Source organism: Paraurantiacibacter namhicola, assembly GCF_001687545.1.
GTDB lineage: Bacteria > Pseudomonadota > Alphaproteobacteria > Sphingomonadales > Sphingomonadaceae > Paraurantiacibacter > Paraurantiacibacter namhicola.
In genome coordinates this window covers 1979444-1996071 of the sequence record NZ_CP016545.1, presented here as the reverse complement: position 1 = coordinate 1996071, position 16628 = coordinate 1979444, and the positions used below count along the sequence as shown (strand labels likewise).

Below are 16628 nucleotides of genomic sequence, written 5' to 3'. Positions count from 1 at the left end.
AAAGGCCGCACCCCAGCTGGGATGCGGCCTTTCTCTTTGGCTGCTGTATAGGGCAGCCCCTGCCGTCAGAACCCGATCAGGGCTGTCGGCGAAGCGGCGGTCTTTGCATCGATGGACCAGGTCAGGCGCCGCGTTCCATTGCCGAGGTCTTCCGGACCTTCGTCGGTGTTGTTGGCCAGGATCTCGCCGTCGGTCACGATGGCAAACGTGCCTTCGATATTGGCGAACTGCGGCATCTTGTCTCCACCGCTTCCCATCATCGCCATTCCGAGCAGGCCCATATTGGGGCTCATGCCGTTGGACCCGGCGCCGCCTTCGCCGCCGGTGAACGCCGGGGCATCTATCCGCACCTTGCCGCCGTCACGCCGGTAGGTTGCCAGGAAGGGGGTGACAGACGGCATGCCTTCGACGGTAGGAAAGGCAAAATCGTGGCTGAGCGTGCCGCTGATCGAGTAGCGCACATCGAAAATGCCTTCGCCGCGATAGGTCACGCTGTCCCAGCCTGCCTGGCGCTCGAGCCTGGACGCGATCTGGTTGCCGGCTTCGGGATCGGACGGATCGAAACCGAACATGGCCTGCATCTCGGCCATCTCCTTCGCCTCGCGCTCTGCACGCGCCTCGGCCTGGGCGTCCCATTCCTCGCGCTGCTGGGCGATCTCTTCCTCGGTGCAGTCGCGGTCTTCGTAGGTTTCCTCGTCGAAGCAGGACGGTGTGAATTCGGCCGCCGCCTCTCCGTCCAGGTCCTTCGCGAAGTCGGTCAGCATGAAGAATACGATCTCGCCATCATAGGTGTAGGTGAAGCTGCCGTCCTTGTAGAGCGCCAGCTGGCTGCCGAACTTGCCCGGCGAGAAGAGGCAGCCCGTCAGGAGCAGGCTTGCTGCCACCACGAGGCACGCATTGCGCATGCGGTTTAAAGTCTTCGTCATTTGATCCCCCGTCTCTTGTCGTCAATCCAACTTGCGAGTCGATGTAGCATAAAGTGCGATTGCCGCAGCATTCGATACATTGAGGCTTTCCATCGCATCGCTGATAGGCAGGCGCGCGAGGGCATCGCAGTGCTGGCCGATATTGTGGCGCAGGCCTTCGCCTTCTGCGCCGAGAACGAGTGCGACAGGGCCCGCGGGCAGCGCCTCTGCCAGCGTGGCTTCCGCTTCCCCGGCCAGCCCGATGCGCCAGTATCCGGCGTCCGCCATCTCTTCCAGCGCGCGAGACAGGTTGACGACGCGCACCCACGGTACACGTTCGAGCGCGCCGGATGCGGACTTGCCGATCACGCCGCCTTCGGGCGGGGCATGCCTGTCCTGCGTGACGATGGCAGATGCACCGAACGCGGCGGCTGAGCGCAGGATCGCGCCGACATTGTGCGGGTCGGTCACCTGGTCCAGCACCACGATCGGGCGCGCGGCTTCCCCGTCCAGCGCTTCATCCAGGAAGATGTCGGGCAGGGGCTCGCATTCCAGCACGAGGCCCTGGTGCGGCGCGTCCTTCGCCACCAGCCGTGCAAGGTCCTGCACCTCCGCATATTCGACCGGGAAATCTGGCGGCAGCTCGCCGTCCAGCGTCTCGATCCCTTCGCGCGTCGCCCACAGCTTGCGATACTCGCGCCGCGGATTCATCAGGGCAGCTTCTACCGCATGCCGGCCCCACAGGCGCACGGCACTGCTCTTGCGCTTGCCCGAACCGCGCCCGCCTTCCATGCGACCGGCGCGCCCGCGCAGCGCCTTTTGTTTCCCGCGTTTGGCCATCGAATTCCTTCCTTTGTTCCCGCCCTGCCAGCGTGACCATTGACAGGCAAGCGCGGCTTCGCCATTGGGCGGCGCACTCGGCCGGAAGCGCCCCCTTGCGGGGCACTGGCGGGTATCACCCGCAGACCGGCTCTCCGGTGGACAGGTGGCCGAGTGGTTAAAGGCAGCAGACTGTAAATCTGCCCGCGCAAGCGTACGCTGGTTCGAATCCAGCCCTGTCCACCACAGAGCCTTCACTCTCCCGTGCGAATTTCAAACAGCTTCCTTGTCGGCAAATCCCCATCGGCCTAGACGGGAGGCATGTCAGGTGAATTGAGCGACAATCAGGGCCGCGGCGATGCTACGTGGAGCCTGCCAGCAATACATCCCGAAGGCCGGAAATACGGGCTGGCCGCGATCGGCGTAAGCCTCGTTTTCCTGCTCGTCCTGGATTGGGAAATCATCGGCTGGCCGCTGTTGCTGCTTTCCGCAGGCGTCTTCGCATTCTTCCGCGATCCGGAACGGGTGGTGCCGCAGGACGACCGGCTGATCCTGTCGCCCGCCGATGGTCTCGTCACGCAGATTGAGCAGGTGCCACCGCCGCCCGAATTGCAGGGGCCGGGCAATCTTGGCGATGCAGGCCTGGGCACGGAGCCCGCCACGCGCATTTCGATCTTCATGTCTGTGTTCGACGTGCACATCAATCGTAGCCCGGTTTCGGGAACGGTGCAGCGCGTCGTCTATATCCCCGGCCGCTTCATGAATGCGGATCTCGACAAGGCTAGCGAAGAAAATGAGCGCCAGCACGTGCTGGTCAAGCGCCCGGACGGGACGAATATCGGCTTCACGCAGATTGCCGGTCTGATAGCGCGGCGTATCGTGCCCTTCATCAAGCCGGGGGACATGGTTGCGGCCGGGCAGCGGGTCGGCCTGATCCGCTTCGGCAGCCGCGTCGATGTCTACCTGCCGCGCGGCACGGGTTCATCCGTGCTGCTGGGCCAGCGGGTCATCGCCGGCGAAACGGTGCTTGGCGAATTAGGACAGAGAATTTTGATCGAAGGGGTGAGCCAGTGAGCCAGGGTATGCGACCGCAGGACGAGGACCGTCCGATCGATCCGGGCCCCGCATGGCTTGGCCCCAAGGCGAGTGAAGAGGACGAGGGCAAGCCTGCAGGCCGGATCGCGGGCGGGCTCAGCCTGCGCGCTGTCATTCCCAGCGCCATCACCGCCGCCGCAATCTGCGCGGGCCTGACCGGCATCCGCTTTGGCATTTCGGGTGAGTGGGAAAAGGCACTGCTTGCCATCCTTCTCGCCGGCCTGCTCGACGGGATCGACGGGCGCATTGCCCGCTTGCTGAACGCGCAGTCGCGCTTCGGGGCGGAAGTGGACAGCCTGGCGGATTCGATCGACTTCGGTGTCGCCCCCGCGCTCGTCCTGTTCATGTGGAGCCTGCAGGACCTGCCGCGCTTCGGCTGGTTCGCCAGCCTGCTGTTCGCCATCTGCTGCGTGCTTCGCTTGGCACGCTTCAATGCGCGGATCGACTTGGATGAACAGCCGCACAAGTCGGCCGGCTATCTCACCGGAGTTCCGGCGCCGGTCGGGGCGGGGCTTGCCTTCTTCCCGATGTATCTGTGGATCGCCAGCGGCGAGGAGATGTTCCGTCAGCCATGGCTCGTGGCCATCTGGGTCGTTGCCATGGCGGTGCTGATGATTTCCAACATCGCCACGCTGAGCTGGAAATCCTTCCGGCCGCGCCGTTCCATCAGGCTGGAGGCGATAGCCGTTGCCGGCCTGCTGTTCGCAGCCCTGCTGACAGAACCGTGGTGGACGCTGGTTGTGATCTGCGCGATCTACCTCGCGCTGATGCCTTATGCCGTGTGGTCTTACGCCCGGGTCAGGCGGCGGCGCGCCGAGCGCGACGCGGACGCGGAGAAAAAGCCGGTCGAGCCGTTCGATGTGACGGGCGTTCCGCGATAGGGCGCAGGCTTGCGAGCTCCGCAAGAACTGCCTTGGGCGCGTTGACAGCCATCGGCTCCAGCGCAGCAATCTCTCCCTGGATCCGGTTCATGGCAGCAATGCCATGGCGGATCGAGCGCGCCGAAACGGCGATGGCAGCTACGGCGACGAGGCCGATAAACAGGGATGTAACGACTGCCAGCATGACTTTGCCCTTTACCTTGGTGTCGCCGACAAGCCGGTGGACAGCCTGTGGGAGACTTGTGGAAAACACCTATTCCGGTTAACCAGTTCCCGGCTTCGGTGCGTCTGAGCCCTTTGTTCCTGTTTTGTTCTCGCGTGTCAAGCGCGAAGAACGGCAGTGCGAATTATTTTTGCGACAAATTGATGCTGGAATTTGCGCGCCAATGCGCTATGTGCCCCCGCGTCCGGCGGGATTTGGCGCGATTTTCGCTTATCCGTCACGGGCAAATTCACATGGATGGCCATCCATACCGGTGCCGCAGGCGGGATCTCCGCCACGGTTCCCCAGGCTGTCCAGAGGAACAACCGGAAGGAATTATATTATGGCGGCTCCTACCGTCACGATGCAGCAATTGATCGAAGCCGGATCGCATTTCGGCCACCAGACCCACCGCTGGAACCCGCGCATGAAGCCGTACATCTTCGGCGCGCGCAACGGTGTCCACATCATCGACCTGTCGCAGACCGTGCCCCTGATGGCCCGCGCCCTCGACTTCGTGCAGCAGACCGTCCGCGCAGGCGGCAAGGTGCTGTTCGTCGGCACGAAGCGCCAGGCGCAGGATCCGATCCGCGAAGCTGCGCTGCGCAGCGGCCAGCACTTCGTCAACCATCGCTGGCTGGGCGGCATGCTCACCAACTGGAAGACGATCAGCCAGTCCATCAAGCGCCTCAAGGCTCTGGACGAGCAGCTCGCAGGCGAGATGACCGGACTGACCAAGAAGGAAACGCTGCAGCTGACGCGTGAGCGCGACAAGCTGGAAATGTCCCTTGGCGGTATTCGCGACATGGGCGGCATCCCGGACGTGATGTTCGTGATCGACGCCAACAAGGAAGACCTGGCCATCAAGGAAGCCAACGTCCTTGGCATTCCCGTGATCGCCGTGCTCGACACCAATGTCGATCCGGAAGGCATCGCTTTCCCGATCCCCGGCAATGACGATGCCAGCCGCGCTGTGCGCCTGTATTGCGATGCGGTTGCCGAAGCAGCCAGCACCGGCAAGGGCGAAGGCGTTGCGGATTCCGGTGCCGATGTCGGCGCCATGGAAAACCCGCCCGAAGAAGCTGCCGCCGCAGCGGAACCGGCCAAGGCCTGATCATCCCGGTAAGGCCGGCGCCACAGTGCGCCGGCCCCGCCAACAGCAAGCTATCTGCGCCGGACCATCCCTATCGGTCCGGCGCCCCAATCATATTCAGGAGTATACGACATGGCAGGTTACACCGCTGCTGACGTAAAGGCCCTGCGCGAGAAGACCGGCGCGGGCATGATGGACTGCAAGAAGGCGCTGGCCGAAACCGATGGCGACGTGGAAGCCGCGGTTGACGCGCTGCGCGCCAAGGGCCTTGCCGCCGTGCAGAAGAAGTCCAGCCGCACCGCTGCCGAAGGCCTCGTGGGCGTGGCCGTGGAAGGCACCAAGGGCGTTGCCGTCGAGGTGAATTCCGAAACCGACTTCGTCGCCAAGAACGACCAGTTCCAGGACTTCGTGCGCAAGACCACCGAAACCGCGCTGAAGCAGGATTCGGACGATGTCGACGCGCTGAAGGCCGCCGATTACCCCGATGGCGGTACGGTGACCGAGAAGCTGACCAACAATGTCGCCACCATTGGCGAGAACCAGCAGGTTCGCCGCATGAAGACCGTCTCCGTCTCCGACGGCGTGGTCGTGCCTTACATGCACAATGCCGTCACCCCCGGCCTCGGCAAGATCGGCGTGCTTGTCGCGCTGGAAAGCTCGGCCGACAAGGCCATGCTCGAAGGCCTCGGCAAGCAGCTGGCCATGCACATCGCCGCTGCTTTCCCGCAGGCGCTGGACGCTGACGGACTGGATGCGGACGTTATCGAGCGCGAGCGCGCCATCGCCGCCGAAAAGGCTGCCGAATCCGGCAAGCCCGCCGAAGTGCAGGAAAAGATGGTCGAAGGCGCGGTGAAGAAGTTCGCCAAGGAAAACGCGCTGCTCAGCCAGGTCTTCGTGATGGACAACAAGACGCCCGTCGCAGACGTCGTGGCCAAGGCCGGCAAGGAAGCCGGGACCGAAGTGGTCCTGAAGGACTATGTCCGCTTCCAGCTGGGCGAGGGCATCGAGAAGGAAGAAAGCGATTTCGCCGCGGAAGTGGCAGCAGCCGTCAAGGGCTGAGGCTTTCCGCCATTCGCCGATTTTCAGACGGCCGCCGGACACCACGTTCGGCGGCCGTTTCCTTTTTCGGGGCCTGCCCGTTCTGGCCATACCCTTACAATTGCTGACAAACTGGTGCAGCTTGCAGTCATGCGTTGCTGGCTAGGGCCCCAACAGCCGCCACGACCCGGCATTGGAGGGGACCCGAAATGAAACCTGTTTTCCGCCCAGCAATACTCGCATCGGCCGCCATCGCGATGGCCGCAGCGAGCGCAGCTCCGGCCAGTTCGCAGATCCCGCCCGGGGAACTCGAAAACTACTTCCAGATCTACGCCTGCAACAAGATCGACGAGCCTGTTCGGTTCGCGGTCACATCGGGTGTCTCCTACAATGACTGGGAAACCATCGGTTGGTGGACCGTCCAGCCGGGCGAATGCAAGAAGGTCATCTGGAACCGCTGGATCGACATGGAAAAGAAGCAGGGCCAGCGCGCGCTCTTCATTTATGGCGAGACCGACGGCATCCTCGGCGGCGCAATCTATAAATCCTGGGAAGGCGACGGCGTGGAAATCTGCGTTCCGCGCAAGGACCGGAAATCCTTCACGAACTATCGGCTGGAAATGCGGGACGGCGAGCCTGCCGTGCGCAAATGCGATCCCTTACGGGAAAAGCGGGTGACAACGGACACGCTGGAAACCCACCCCGTGGAATACACGCATGCGATCTACAATTTCGGCAAACAGTAAGGCTGTCCGCAATCGATAGCGCGGGCAGATAGCCGCGCCCGCCAATCGCGGGGGGCGGTAATCTTCAGCTGCCTCCTACGGTAACCAGCCATATTTGCGGCCGGGTGAAGAGCCGGAAGGGCAGCACGCTGGTGCCGAGCCCGCCCGATGTGACCAGCATATTGCCTCGCTCGCGCGTGACGCCGCACGCGTAACGCTGGCCGTAGCGCGACATCGTGGCCGGGGAGCCGCCCCATGGCCAGGCAATCTGCCCGCAATGCGTATGCCCGGCGAGCACCAGGCCGCTGCCATCGGGAACCTGCGGGAAGATATCCGGGCTGTGCGTCAGGATGATGAGCGGGCCAGACAATCCGCGTGCCGCGCCCAGCGTCCGTTCAAGGTCGGCACGTCCGGTGAAGTCATCGTCCACGCCCGCGATTGCGAGCGGGCCAGCCTGCACCGCGTCATTGGCCAAGACGGAAACGCCCGCCTTCCCAAAGGCCTCCGTCACCTCGCCAATGTCCAGCCAGTGGTCGTGGTTGCCCGGTACGGCAATGACACCCAGCGGGGCGACTAGCTCGGCAAGTGGCTCGATAGCCTCCTGCGCCGAATACAGCTGCGTCGCCGTTCGCTTCTCGCTGACCATGTCGCCCGCTATCAGCACCAAGTCCGGCTTGAGTGCATTTACCTGCTTTACGATCCCGCGAAGGCGGGAGGGCGGCATGTCCGGGCCGGCAACGTGGATATCGCTCAGGAGCGCAATCCTCACGGGCAGGTTGGCAGAGCCCAATTGGGTGCTGAACGCCACGCTGACCACTTCGGGCACCGCCATCGTATCGGACCAGGCTTTCCCGGCCAGCCCGACCGCCAGGGCAAGGGTTATCGCGAGTGCGAGCTTGCGCTTCCGTTTGCGATATGGTCGCTGCTCTTGGCCGGGCTGGTGGATCATGGGTGCGCAATCGCCGATGGGTGGCTGTGGCGCAAGCCGCATGCCCCCTTGGCAGTCTGCGCACCGCTCTCTAAGGCGCTGTCAGTGCGATAGTTTCGCCAGAGAGGAAATCACGCCCGCCATGTCCGAGATGCCGCCCGTCAAACGCGTCCTGCTGAAACTTTCAGGCGAGGTGCTGATGGGGGAGCAGGGCTTCGGCATCGATCCGGCCTTCGTTCTGGAACTGGCGAAGGAAGTGAAGGCGGCGCAGGAAACCGGCCTTGAAATCTGCCTGGTCATCGGCGGCGGCAATATCTTCCGCGGCATGGCAGGCGCAGCGCAGGGCATGGACCGCGCGCAGGCCGATTACATGGGCATGCTGGCGACCGTGATGAACGCACTGGCCATGCAGAGCGCGCTGGAACAGCTGGGCGTACACACCCGCGTGCAGAGCGCAGTGGAAATGGACCAGGTCTGCGAACCGGTGATCCGCCGCCGTGCGGAACGGCACCTCGAGAAGGGCCGCATCGTGATCTTTGCTGCGGGCGTTGGCGCACCTTATTTCACAACCGACAGCGGCGCGGCCCTACGCGCAGCGGAAATGCGCTGCGACGCGCTGCTGAAGGGCACCAGCGTGGACGGTGTCTATGACAGCGACCCCAAGAAGAACGCGGGTGCAAAGCGTTACGACACGGTCAGTTACGACCGTGTGCTGGCAGACAATCTCAGGGTAATGGACGCCTCCGCCGTGGCGCTGTGCCGCGACAATGATATTCCCATCGTGGTCTTCTCGATCCGCGAAAAGGGCAACCTCGCGCGCGTGCTGGCGGGCGAGGGTGTGCAGACGATAGTGAAGGGAGAGGCCTGATGGCCCAATACGACAAATCCGATATTGAACGGCGGATGGCCGGCGCGGTGGAAAGCCTGAAGGGCGATTTCAGCGGCCTGCGCACCGGGCGCGCCAATGTCTCGCTGCTCGATCCCGTGGTGGCCGAGGTCTATGGCTCCATGATGCCGATCAACCAGGTCGCGACCGTCTCCGCTCCCGAACCGCGCATGCTCAGCGTGCAGGTGTGGGACAAGAGCAATGTCAGCGCGGTGGAGAAGGGGATCGCCAAGGCGAACCTCGGCCTCAACCCGATGACCGACGGCCAGACCATCCGCCTGCCCATGCCCGACCTCAACGAGGAACGCCGCCGCGAGCTGGCGAAGCTGGCCGGCCAGTATGCGGAGAAGGCCAAGATCGCCATCCGCAACGTGCGCCGCGATGGGATGGAAAGCCTGAAGGAAGACGAGAAGAAGAAGGAAATCTCTGAAGACGACCGCAAAAGGTCCGAGGAAGAGGTCCAGAAGCTGACCGACAAATATGTCGCCGAAGTCGATGAAGTGACCGACGCGAAGGAAAAGGAAATCATGACACAGTGATGCCTGGCGAGGCCACACAGCGCCCGCTCATCCTGAGCCTGTCGAAGGATGTCGCGCGCCGCCTGATGGGGCTTCGACAGGCTCAGCCTGAGCGGATTTTCTGATGGGAGACGAAACCGGTAATCGCGCGCGCCACGTCGCCGTCATCATGGATGGCAATGGCCGCTGGGCGAAGCGCAACCACCTGCCGCGCGCCATGGGGCATCGCAAGGGTGTGGAGGCGGTGCGCGCGCTGGTGCGCAGCCTTGGGTCGCTCGGCATCGAATGCATCACGCTTTACGCCTTCAGCTCCGAGAACTGGAAGCGGCCGGAGGAGGAAGTCGGCGACCTGATGCAGCTGATGCGCCGTTTCATCAAATCCGACCTGCCGGAATTCATCGCCAACGATGTGCAGCTGAAGATCCTGGGCGACTGGCGCGGGCTGGATGCCGATATCGTGGCCAGCCTGGAGGATGCGCTGGAGCGCACCAGCGGCGGCAGCCGGACGGTGGCCGTGGCGCTCAATTACGGCAGCCAGCAGGAAATCGCCCGCGCCGCGGCCAAGGCTGCATTAGAGGGTGAGGTGACGACCGAGACGATCTCCGCCAATCTCGACACTGCCGACCTGCCGCCGCTCGACCTGCTCATCCGCACCAGCGGCGAAGTCCGGCTGTCCAATTTCCTGCTATGGCAGGCGGCCTATGCGGAAATGGTCTTCGTCGACACGCTGTGGCCCGATTTCACCGTGGACCACCTGAAAACCGCGCTGGACGACTTCGCTAACCGGGAGCGGCGCTATGGCGGGCGGTGACGAAAAACCCCTCCGCAAGCGCGACCGCTTCAAGGCGGGAATGAAGCGCCTCACCACCGTCCCGCTCTCCGTCCGCACGAGCGACTTGCCCAAGCGCGCGGCGAGCGCAATGGTGATGCTGGCGGTGGCCGGAGCGGCGCTGTGGTTCGGCGGCTGGTTCCTCGACGCATTCATCGCGCTGATTGCGCTTGCGACGGCGTGGGAATTCCTGCGGCTGGTAAAGCGGATCGGCGGTCCGCTTGCCTGGCGTATCGTCGGGATGGCGGCCGGATTGGGCTATATTGGCTTTGCGGCTTGGACACTTGGTGAGTTTCCTGCTTCCAAAGTCGCAATTTGTGTCGGCATTGTCGTTTGTGTCGACACCTTCGCCTATTTTTCTGGACGCACCTTCGGCGGACCGAAGATTGCACCGCGCATTAGCCCGTCGAAGACTTGGGCTGGATTATTCGGTGGCGCGCTCGGCGCGACCATTTTTCTTGCTGTTGCCATGCAGTGGGATCGTTTGAGCTGCGCATGGTTGCAAGAACGCGGGCCGGAATTTGTTACCGTCGGAGCGCATCAGTTCGGTTTCATTGAACCCTTTTGTAGCTATTGGACAGCAGAGTTCAGCGATTACGGCTTGATCGCTCTGATAGGGTTTGTTTTCGCAAGCGTCGCGCAAGCAGGCGACTTTCTTGAAAGCTGGCTGAAAAGGAAAGCCGGTGTGAAGGATTCGTCAAATCTGATCCCCGGTCACGGTGGAGTCTTCGATCGCGTCGATGGCGTGATCGCTGTCGCATTTGCTGTCGGCGTGCTTGGCTTCGTGCTCACATGACCCGCACCATCACCATCCTCGGCGCGACGGGCTCCATCGGGGCATCCACGCTCGATCTTGTCCGGCGCAACCGCGAGGCGTGGCGGGTCGTTGCGCTGACGGCGAATTGCTCGGCGGAGGAGCTGGGCGCGCTGGCGCGGGAATTCGATGCGGAGCTGGCGGTGGTGGGCGACGAGAGCTGCCTGCCGGACCTTCGCGCTGCGCTGGGGGATGCGCGCACAGAAACCGCGGGCGGCGCGCAGGCGCTGTGCGAGGCGGCTTCCCGCCCGGCGGACATGGTGGTGGCAGGCATCGTCGGCACGGCGGGCCTCGCGCCCGTCATGGCGGCGGTGGAGCAGGGCGGGGCCATCGCGCTCGCCAACAAGGAAGCGCTGGTCTCGGCCGGCGAGGTGCTGACCGCTGCCGTCGCGAAGCACGGCGCAACCTTGCTGCCAACCGACAGCGAGCACAACGCCATCTTCCAGTGCCTCGCAGGCAATCGCGTGGAGGATGTGAAGCGCATCACGCTGACGGCCAGCGGCGGACCCCTGCGGACCTGGAGCATGGCCGAACTGGACGCCGCGACCCCCGAGCAGGCCGTCGCCCATCCGAACTGGTCCATGGGCGCGAAGATCAGCGTCGATTCCGCCACGATGATGAACAAGGGCCTCGAGTATATCGAAGCCTTCCACCTGTTCCCCGTGGGCGTGGAGCGGCTTTCCATCGTGGTGCATCCGCAGAGCGTCATCCATTCCATGGTCGAATACCGCGACGGCTCCACGCTGGCGCAGTTGGGGCCGAGCGACATGCGCGTGCCCATCGCCAGCTGCCTCGCCTGGCCGCAGCGCATGGACACGCCGATGGACAGCCTGGACCTTGCTGCCATCGGCCAGCTGACCTTCGAGGCGCCGGACGAGGCGCGCTTCCCTGCCACGCGGCTGGCGCGCGAGGCGCTGCAGGCGGGCGGGGCGGCCCCGGCGGTACTGAACGCAGCGAACGAGGTGGCGGTCGCCGCCTTCCTCGCCGGTCAGGTGAAATTCACGCAAATTTCGTCATTGGTGGCGCAGACCCTGGAAACCGCCATGCCCGATGCACCGGCCACGCTGGACGATGTCCTGGCCGTGGATGCCGAAGCGCGGGCGCGCGCGGGCGAATTGCTGGAGACCGCCTGACCCATGTTCGAATCGACGCCTGTCTGGATGTGGGTCCTCGGCTTCCTGCTGGTGCTGGGGCCGCTGGTGACGCTGCACGAGCTTGGCCATTACCTCGTCGGGCGCTGGTTCGGCGTCGGCGCGCAGGCTTTCTCCGTCGGCTTCGGCAAGGAACTGGCGGGCTTTACGGACAAGCGCGGCACGCGCTGGAAGCTCTCCGCCCTGCCGCTGGGCGGCTATGTCCAGTTCAAGGGCGACATGAATCCCGCCAGCGTCGGCCAGGCCGACGAGGAGGCGGAGGACGCCACCTTCGGCATGGGCACGCCCGAGGCACTTGCCGAAGACGAGCACCGGCCTGTGCAGGGCGCAGGCTTCCATCATGCGAAACTATGGCAGCGTGCGCTGATCGTGGCCGCCGGGCCGGTGATGAATCTGTTGATTGCCATTGTTATTTTTGCTGCTTTTTTCGCGGCTGTTGGCAAGCCAGCGCCAGTAGACCCTGCCGAAACCAATGTGGTGCGGAATTTTGCGCAAGCGTCGGCTGCGAGAGATGCCGGACTTGAGATTGGCGACCGTATTGTAGCGATTGATGGCGATCCGATGGTCGAGTTCCAGAATATCTCTGACAAGGTCATCATGAGGCCCAATAAGCGCATGGTTCTGGAGATCGAGCGCGATGGGAAGTCGTTCGAGATTCCGGTAGTGACTGAAGCCTTTTTGGCGACCGATCAATTTGGGAATAAGTCGATGATCGGTCGGCTCGGTATTTTCAGCAACCAGATCACGTTCGAAGAGGTGGGCGTTCTTGAATCCATCGCTCTCGGTTGGCGGGAGTGCGTGCGCATTACCCGCATGATGATCTTAGGCATCGGCCAGATCATCACGGGAAAGCGCAGCGTGAAGGAGCTGGGCGGCCCGATAAAGATTTCCAAATACGCCGGGGAGCAGCTCAGCCTCGGCGCAATGGCCTTTGTCAGCTTCGCCGCGCTCATCTCTCTTAATTTGGCATTCATTAACCTGCTGCCAATCCCCGCCCTCGATGGTGGGCACCTGGCATTCTATGCGGCGGAAGCGATCCGCCGGAAGCCTGCCAGCCCCCGATCGATGGAATTGGCGTATCGCACCGGGATCGCACTTGTGCTGGCCCTGATGCTGTTTGTCACGGTGAACGACATCGCCTCGCTGCCCGTGTTCGGCGGCTAGGCGGGGAAAAGGAAACACGGCTGACACCTACCGGCAACGGTCCGCTTGATTGCACCGCCACCATCGGGCAAGGGCTTTGGCCTGGGTCCCGGCACGGTCGGGGCTATGTTCCCGGGGGTCGGGAACGGCAAGGGACAGGCAGGAATGCCAACCGCGCCGCAGGAAAAGTCGACACGAGATTGGACGGTATATGAGCCGCAGGGCCAAGACCATCAAAGCCACCCGTTATGCAACCGCCCTGCTGGGCTGCACCGCGCTTGCGGGCATGCCGCTTGGGGTGTCCGCACAGGATGCACCGGCAACGCAGGCACAGCCTGCCGAGACGCAGGCCCAACCTGCACAAAATCCGCCGGCTCCCGCCGCGCAGGATATGACCGTTCGCACGATTGCCGTGGCAGGTGCGCAGCGCCTCGAGCCGCAGACCATCGTCAGCTACATCCAGCTTCAACCCGGTATGGAATACACGGCTGCCGTGGCCGACCAGGTGCTGAAGGACCTTGCCGCGACGGAGCTGTTTGCGGATTATTCGATCACCTTCGATAACGGCAATGTCGTCATCCGCGTGGTGGAAAACCCGGTGATCAACCGTATTGTCCTGGAGGGCAACAAGAAGATCAAGGACGACAAGATCCTGCCGGAAATCAAGCTGGCCCCGCGCCAGATCTTTACCCGGTCCAAGGTTCGCGCCGACGTCACGCGCATCATCGAGCTGTACAAGCGCCAGGGCCGCTTCGCCGCCACGGTCGAGCCGAAGATGGTCCAGCTCAGCCAGAACCGCGTGGATGTCGTCTACGAGATCACGGAAGGGCCCAAGTCCAAGGTCCGCGCCATCAACATCATCGGTAATGAGGCATTCTCCGATGGCGATCTGAAGGGCGAGATGATCACGCAGGAAGCCGGCCTGCTGAAGATTTTCAGCAGCGGCACCAGCTATGACCCGGACCGCCTTGCTTTCGACCAGCAGAAGTTGCGCCAGTTCTACCTGACCGAAGGTTATGCCGACTTCCGCGTCGTTTCCGCCGTTGCGGAGCTGACGCCGGACAAGAAGGACTTCATCATCACTTACGTGGTGGAAGAAGGCGAGCGCTACAAGTTCGGCGAAGTGAAGGTCGACAGCCGCATCCGCGATTTCGACAGCACGCGCCTGACCGCGGGCCTGCCGATGGAAACCGGCGAGTGGTACAATGCCAAGACCGTTGAAGACACTGTCGAGCAGCTGAGCGAGACGGCTGGTGCATTCGGCTATGCCTTTGCCGATGTCCGCCCGGAATTCGAACGCAATCCCGAAACGATGACGATGGACATCACGTTCACCATCAACGAATCCGACCGGACCTATGTCGAGCGTGTCGACATCAACGGCAACACGCTGACGCAGGACAAGGTCATCCGCCGCGAATTCCGCGTGGCAGAGGGCGATGCCTTCAGCTCGCTGGGCGTCAAGCGCACCACGGCCCGCATCAATTCGCTGGGCTATTTCCAGGAAAACTTCGAGGTTACGCAGGTCGAAGGCTCCTCGCCCGACCGGATTGTGCTGGAAGCCAACGTGCAGGAGCAGGCGACAGGCGAACTCTCGCTCTCGGCGGGTTTCTCCAGCCTTGAAAGCTTCATCTTCCAGGGCTCCATCCGCCAGCGCAACTTCCGCGGGCGCGGGCAGACGATCGGCCTCTCGGCGAACTACTCGCGGTTCTCGCAGTCCGCATCGCTGAGCTTCACCGAGCCTTACGTGTTCGACAAGAACATCTCCGCCGGTATCGATATCTACCGCAAGGACTACAACAACGGCTATTTCGACCGCGACAGTGCGACGTTCGAGCAGTCCACCACCGGCTTCCAGCTGCGTGCCGGCCTGCCGCTGACAGAATACAGCTCGGTCCTGGCCCGTTACACGCTGAATATCGACGATATCACCGTGGATGAGTCCCTGTATTTCGCCGACTTCGATGGCGATGGCATCAGCAGCTGCGAACCGCTGCTGGTGGGCCGTTACCTGTGCGATGCGATCGGTTCGCGGACCAGCTCGATCCTCGGCTTGTCGTTCATCTACAACGCGACGGATAACCGCATCCGCCCGACGCGTGGCCAGGCCGGCAGTGTCAGCCTGGATGTGGCCGGCCTCGGTGGGTCCGTCCGCTACGCACGCCTGACGGGTAACGCTGCGAAGTACTGGAACTTCGGCAGCGGCTTCATCTTCTCGCTCAGCCTGGAGACGGGCGTCATCAAGGGCTTGAAGGATCGCGGTGCCAATGCTGACGATGTGCTGCTGAACGACCGTTTCTTCCTTGGCGAGCCGCAGATCCGCGGCTTCGACATCCGCGGCGTCGGCCCGCGCGTGGTGCGGCGCTTCTATACGCAGGACGGCAACGGCAACACGGTCCTGACGCCGATCGATGACGAGCGCCAGAGCTCGACCGACGCCCTTGGCGGTACCGGTTTCTACCTTGGCCGTGCCGAGGTGGAGATCCCGCTGGGCAGCGGTGCGCGTGAACTGGGCCTGCGTCCGTCCGCCTTCATCGACGTGGGCGCCGTCTTCGGCCTCAAGACGCCGCAGCTGGTCAACAGCCCGTTCCCCGCCGGCCTGTTTATTCCCAGCCGGGATGAAAACGGCAACGAGCTGTTCAGGGAAGACACCCTAGATAACATGGGCAATGTCGTGAGCAGCGATGTCGTGACCAACCCGCTTGACCCGGGTGGCAATCCCAACACGCCGCTCGGACGTCGCCTGCCGCCGTTCGTGGAGGAATTCTATGGCAATTCGCCTAGCCCCCGCGTCTCGATCGGTATCGGTGTGAACTGGAACTCGCCGTTCGGCCCGTTCCGGATCGACGTCGCCTATCCCCTGCTGAAGCAGGAAGGCGATGAGACCAAGATATTCTCCTTCAATGTAGGAACGCAATTCTGATGAAAATTCTCCTGAAGTCCGCATTGGCTGCCGGCCTTGCGCTCGGCACGCTTGCAGCACCTCTGGCAACTGCACCGGCAGTCGCACAGACGCGTGCGCCCGGCGTTGCCATCGTGAACATCCCGGCCGTGGTCGCAAACTCCGCCGCCTACAAGCAGGCCGAGCAGCAGCGTCCGGTCACTTACAAGCAGTTCTACGACCAGGCGGAACAGCGCCGCGCAGCCATTGGCGCGCAGCTCCAGCCGCTCTACACCGAACTGCAGACCCTGCAGCAGTCCGCCAATCCGGACCGCAACCGGATGCAGCAGCTGTCCCAGCAGATCCAGCAGATCGAGGCCAATGGCCAGCGCGAACTGCAGCAAATCCTGGCGCCGGTGATCCTGTCGCAGGCCTATGTCGAAGAGCAGATCAACGCCCAGCTTTCGCCCGCCATCAAGACGGCAGCCGACAAGAACGGCATCACGCTGGTCATCAGCCCGGACAATGTCCTCTACGCAGACAGCACGTACAATCTGAACCAGGCTGTGCTGACGGAACTCGACGCGCTCCTGCCGAGCGTGCAGATCGTTCCGCCGCAGGGCTGGCTGCCGGCCGAACTGCGCGAGCAGCAGGCACAGGCGCAGGCCCAGCAGCAGGCTGCTCCGGCAGCAGCTGCACCGGCCGCATCCGGCCGCTAAG

16 protein-coding genes and 1 tRNA gene are annotated in these 16628 nt (G+C 63.3%); 14 read left to right on the top strand and 3 right to left on the bottom strand.

What is annotated here, in order from left to right; genetic code table 11:
- Positions 1-65: 65 nt before the first annotated feature.
- Positions 66-926: a hypothetical protein gene (locus A6F65_RS09730; RefSeq protein WP_067788235.1), complete on the bottom strand. Its 861-nt coding sequence runs from the start codon at positions 924-926 to the stop codon at positions 66-68.
- A gap of 21 nt (positions 927-947) precedes the next feature.
- Positions 948-1745 (bottom strand): 23S rRNA (guanosine(2251)-2'-O)-methyltransferase RlmB, encoded by a 798-nt coding sequence (gene rlmB / locus A6F65_RS09725; RefSeq protein ID WP_067788234.1) that lies wholly within the window; start codon positions 1743-1745, stop codon positions 948-950.
- Between the two features lie 139 nt (positions 1746-1884).
- Here rlmB and A6F65_RS09720 point away from each other — a divergent pair.
- The 6 genes from A6F65_RS09720 to A6F65_RS09695 all read left to right on the top strand — a co-directional run bounded on the left by A6F65_RS09720 (position 1885) and on the right by A6F65_RS09695 (position 6779).
- Positions 1885-1970 (top strand) — tRNA-Tyr (locus tag A6F65_RS09720).
- Between the two features lie 75 nt (positions 1971-2045).
- The gene (locus tag A6F65_RS09715; protein WP_067788232.1) at positions 2046-2798 is read left to right on the top strand and encodes a phosphatidylserine decarboxylase; all 753 of its coding nucleotides are present in this window, start codon (positions 2046-2048) and stop codon (positions 2796-2798) included.
- An 8-nt stretch (positions 2799-2806) separates the two neighbouring features.
- On the top strand, positions 2807-3700 hold the full coding sequence (gene pssA, locus A6F65_RS09710; protein ID WP_067788230.1) for a CDP-diacylglycerol--serine O-phosphatidyltransferase: 894 nt from the start codon (positions 2807-2809) through the stop codon (positions 3698-3700).
- A 545-nt stretch (positions 3701-4245) separates the two neighbouring features.
- On the top strand, positions 4246-5016 hold the full coding sequence (rpsB, locus tag A6F65_RS09705) for a 30S ribosomal protein S2 (RefSeq protein ID WP_067788228.1): 771 nt from the start codon (positions 4246-4248) through the stop codon (positions 5014-5016).
- Positions 5017-5127: 111 nt separating this feature from the next.
- On the top strand, positions 5128-6054 hold the full coding sequence (gene tsf, locus A6F65_RS09700; protein ID WP_067788225.1) for a translation elongation factor Ts: 927 nt from the start codon (positions 5128-5130) through the stop codon (positions 6052-6054).
- Positions 6055-6242: 188 nt separating this feature from the next.
- Complete coding sequence (locus A6F65_RS09695) at positions 6243-6779, top strand: DUF1036 domain-containing protein (RefSeq protein ID WP_083989418.1); 537 nt, start codon at positions 6243-6245, stop codon at positions 6777-6779.
- A 64-nt stretch (positions 6780-6843) separates the two neighbouring features.
- Here A6F65_RS09695 and A6F65_RS09690 read toward each other — a convergent pair whose 3' ends face one another.
- Positions 6844-7707 (bottom strand): metallophosphoesterase, encoded by an 864-nt coding sequence (locus A6F65_RS09690; RefSeq protein ID WP_067788220.1) that lies wholly within the window; start codon positions 7705-7707, stop codon positions 6844-6846.
- A gap of 121 nt (positions 7708-7828) precedes the next feature.
- Here A6F65_RS09690 and pyrH point away from each other — a divergent pair, with 121 nt between their 5' ends.
- From pyrH to A6F65_RS09650, 8 genes are all read left to right on the top strand, one after another.
- Positions 7829-8554: a UMP kinase gene (pyrH, locus tag A6F65_RS09685; RefSeq protein ID WP_067788219.1), complete on the top strand. Its 726-nt coding sequence runs from the start codon at positions 7829-7831 to the stop codon at positions 8552-8554.
- On the top strand, positions 8554-9111 hold the full coding sequence (gene frr, locus A6F65_RS09680) for a ribosome recycling factor (protein WP_067788217.1): 558 nt from the start codon (positions 8554-8556) through the stop codon (positions 9109-9111). Before pyrH ends, frr begins: the two co-directional genes overlap by 1 nt.
- Before the next feature lie 103 nt (positions 9112-9214).
- Entirely contained in the window at positions 9215-9901 is a 687-nt protein-coding gene (uppS, locus tag A6F65_RS09675) for a polyprenyl diphosphate synthase (RefSeq protein WP_067788215.1), read from the top strand.
- Entirely contained in the window at positions 9888-10715 is an 828-nt protein-coding gene (locus A6F65_RS13185; protein ID WP_083989415.1) for a phosphatidate cytidylyltransferase, read from the top strand. The genes uppS and A6F65_RS13185 overlap by 14 nt, the downstream gene beginning before the upstream one ends.
- Positions 10712-11866, top strand: coding sequence for a 1-deoxy-D-xylulose-5-phosphate reductoisomerase (locus A6F65_RS09665; protein ID WP_067788213.1), 1155 nt, complete (start codon positions 10712-10714; stop codon positions 11864-11866). Before A6F65_RS13185 ends, A6F65_RS09665 begins: the two co-directional genes overlap by 4 nt.
- 3 nt (positions 11867-11869) lie before the next feature.
- Entirely contained in the window at positions 11870-13048 is a 1179-nt protein-coding gene (gene rseP / locus A6F65_RS09660) for an RIP metalloprotease RseP (protein WP_067788211.1), read from the top strand.
- Between the two features lie 190 nt (positions 13049-13238).
- Positions 13239-15950 (top strand): outer membrane protein assembly factor BamA, encoded by a 2712-nt coding sequence (gene bamA / locus A6F65_RS09655; protein ID WP_067788209.1) that lies wholly within the window; start codon positions 13239-13241, stop codon positions 15948-15950.
- A complete protein-coding gene (locus A6F65_RS09650) occupies positions 15950-16627 on the top strand; it encodes an OmpH family outer membrane protein (RefSeq protein ID WP_067788207.1) in 678 nt (225 codons plus the stop codon). The genes bamA and A6F65_RS09650 overlap by 1 nt, the downstream gene beginning before the upstream one ends.
- Position 16628: the final 1 nt, after the last annotated feature.

Coding starts and splice junctions, on each gene's coding strand:
- A6F65_RS09665 (WP_067788213.1), top strand. CDS start 10,712: ATGACCCGCACCATCACCATCCTCGGCGCGACGGGCTCCATCGGGGCA.
- frr (WP_067788217.1), top strand. CDS start 8,554: ATGGCCCAATACGACAAATCCGATATTGAACGGCGGATGGCCGGCGCG.
- bamA (WP_067788209.1), top strand. CDS start 13,239: ATGAGCCGCAGGGCCAAGACCATCAAAGCCACCCGTTATGCAACCGCC.
- rseP (WP_067788211.1), top strand. CDS start 11,870: ATGTTCGAATCGACGCCTGTCTGGATGTGGGTCCTCGGCTTCCTGCTG.
- pssA (WP_067788230.1), top strand. CDS start 2,807: ATGCGACCGCAGGACGAGGACCGTCCGATCGATCCGGGCCCCGCATGG.
- uppS (WP_067788215.1), top strand. CDS start 9,215: ATGGGAGACGAAACCGGTAATCGCGCGCGCCACGTCGCCGTCATCATG.
- rlmB (WP_067788234.1), bottom strand. CDS start 1,745: ATGGCCAAACGCGGGAAACAAAAGGCGCTGCGCGGGCGCGCCGGTCGC.
- tsf (WP_067788225.1), top strand. CDS start 5,128: ATGGCAGGTTACACCGCTGCTGACGTAAAGGCCCTGCGCGAGAAGACC.
- A6F65_RS09695 (WP_083989418.1), top strand. CDS start 6,243: ATGAAACCTGTTTTCCGCCCAGCAATACTCGCATCGGCCGCCATCGCG.
- rpsB (WP_067788228.1), top strand. CDS start 4,246: ATGGCGGCTCCTACCGTCACGATGCAGCAATTGATCGAAGCCGGATCG.
- A6F65_RS09730 (WP_067788235.1), bottom strand. CDS start 926: ATGACGAAGACTTTAAACCGCATGCGCAATGCGTGCCTCGTGGTGGCA.
- pyrH (WP_067788219.1), top strand. CDS start 7,829: ATGTCCGAGATGCCGCCCGTCAAACGCGTCCTGCTGAAACTTTCAGGC.
- A6F65_RS09690 (WP_067788220.1), bottom strand. CDS start 7,707: ATGATCCACCAGCCCGGCCAAGAGCAGCGACCATATCGCAAACGGAAG.
- A6F65_RS09650 (WP_067788207.1), top strand. CDS start 15,950: ATGAAAATTCTCCTGAAGTCCGCATTGGCTGCCGGCCTTGCGCTCGGC.
- A6F65_RS09715 (WP_067788232.1), top strand. CDS start 2,046: ATGTCAGGTGAATTGAGCGACAATCAGGGCCGCGGCGATGCTACGTGG.
- A6F65_RS13185 (WP_083989415.1), top strand. CDS start 9,888: ATGGCGGGCGGTGACGAAAAACCCCTCCGCAAGCGCGACCGCTTCAAG.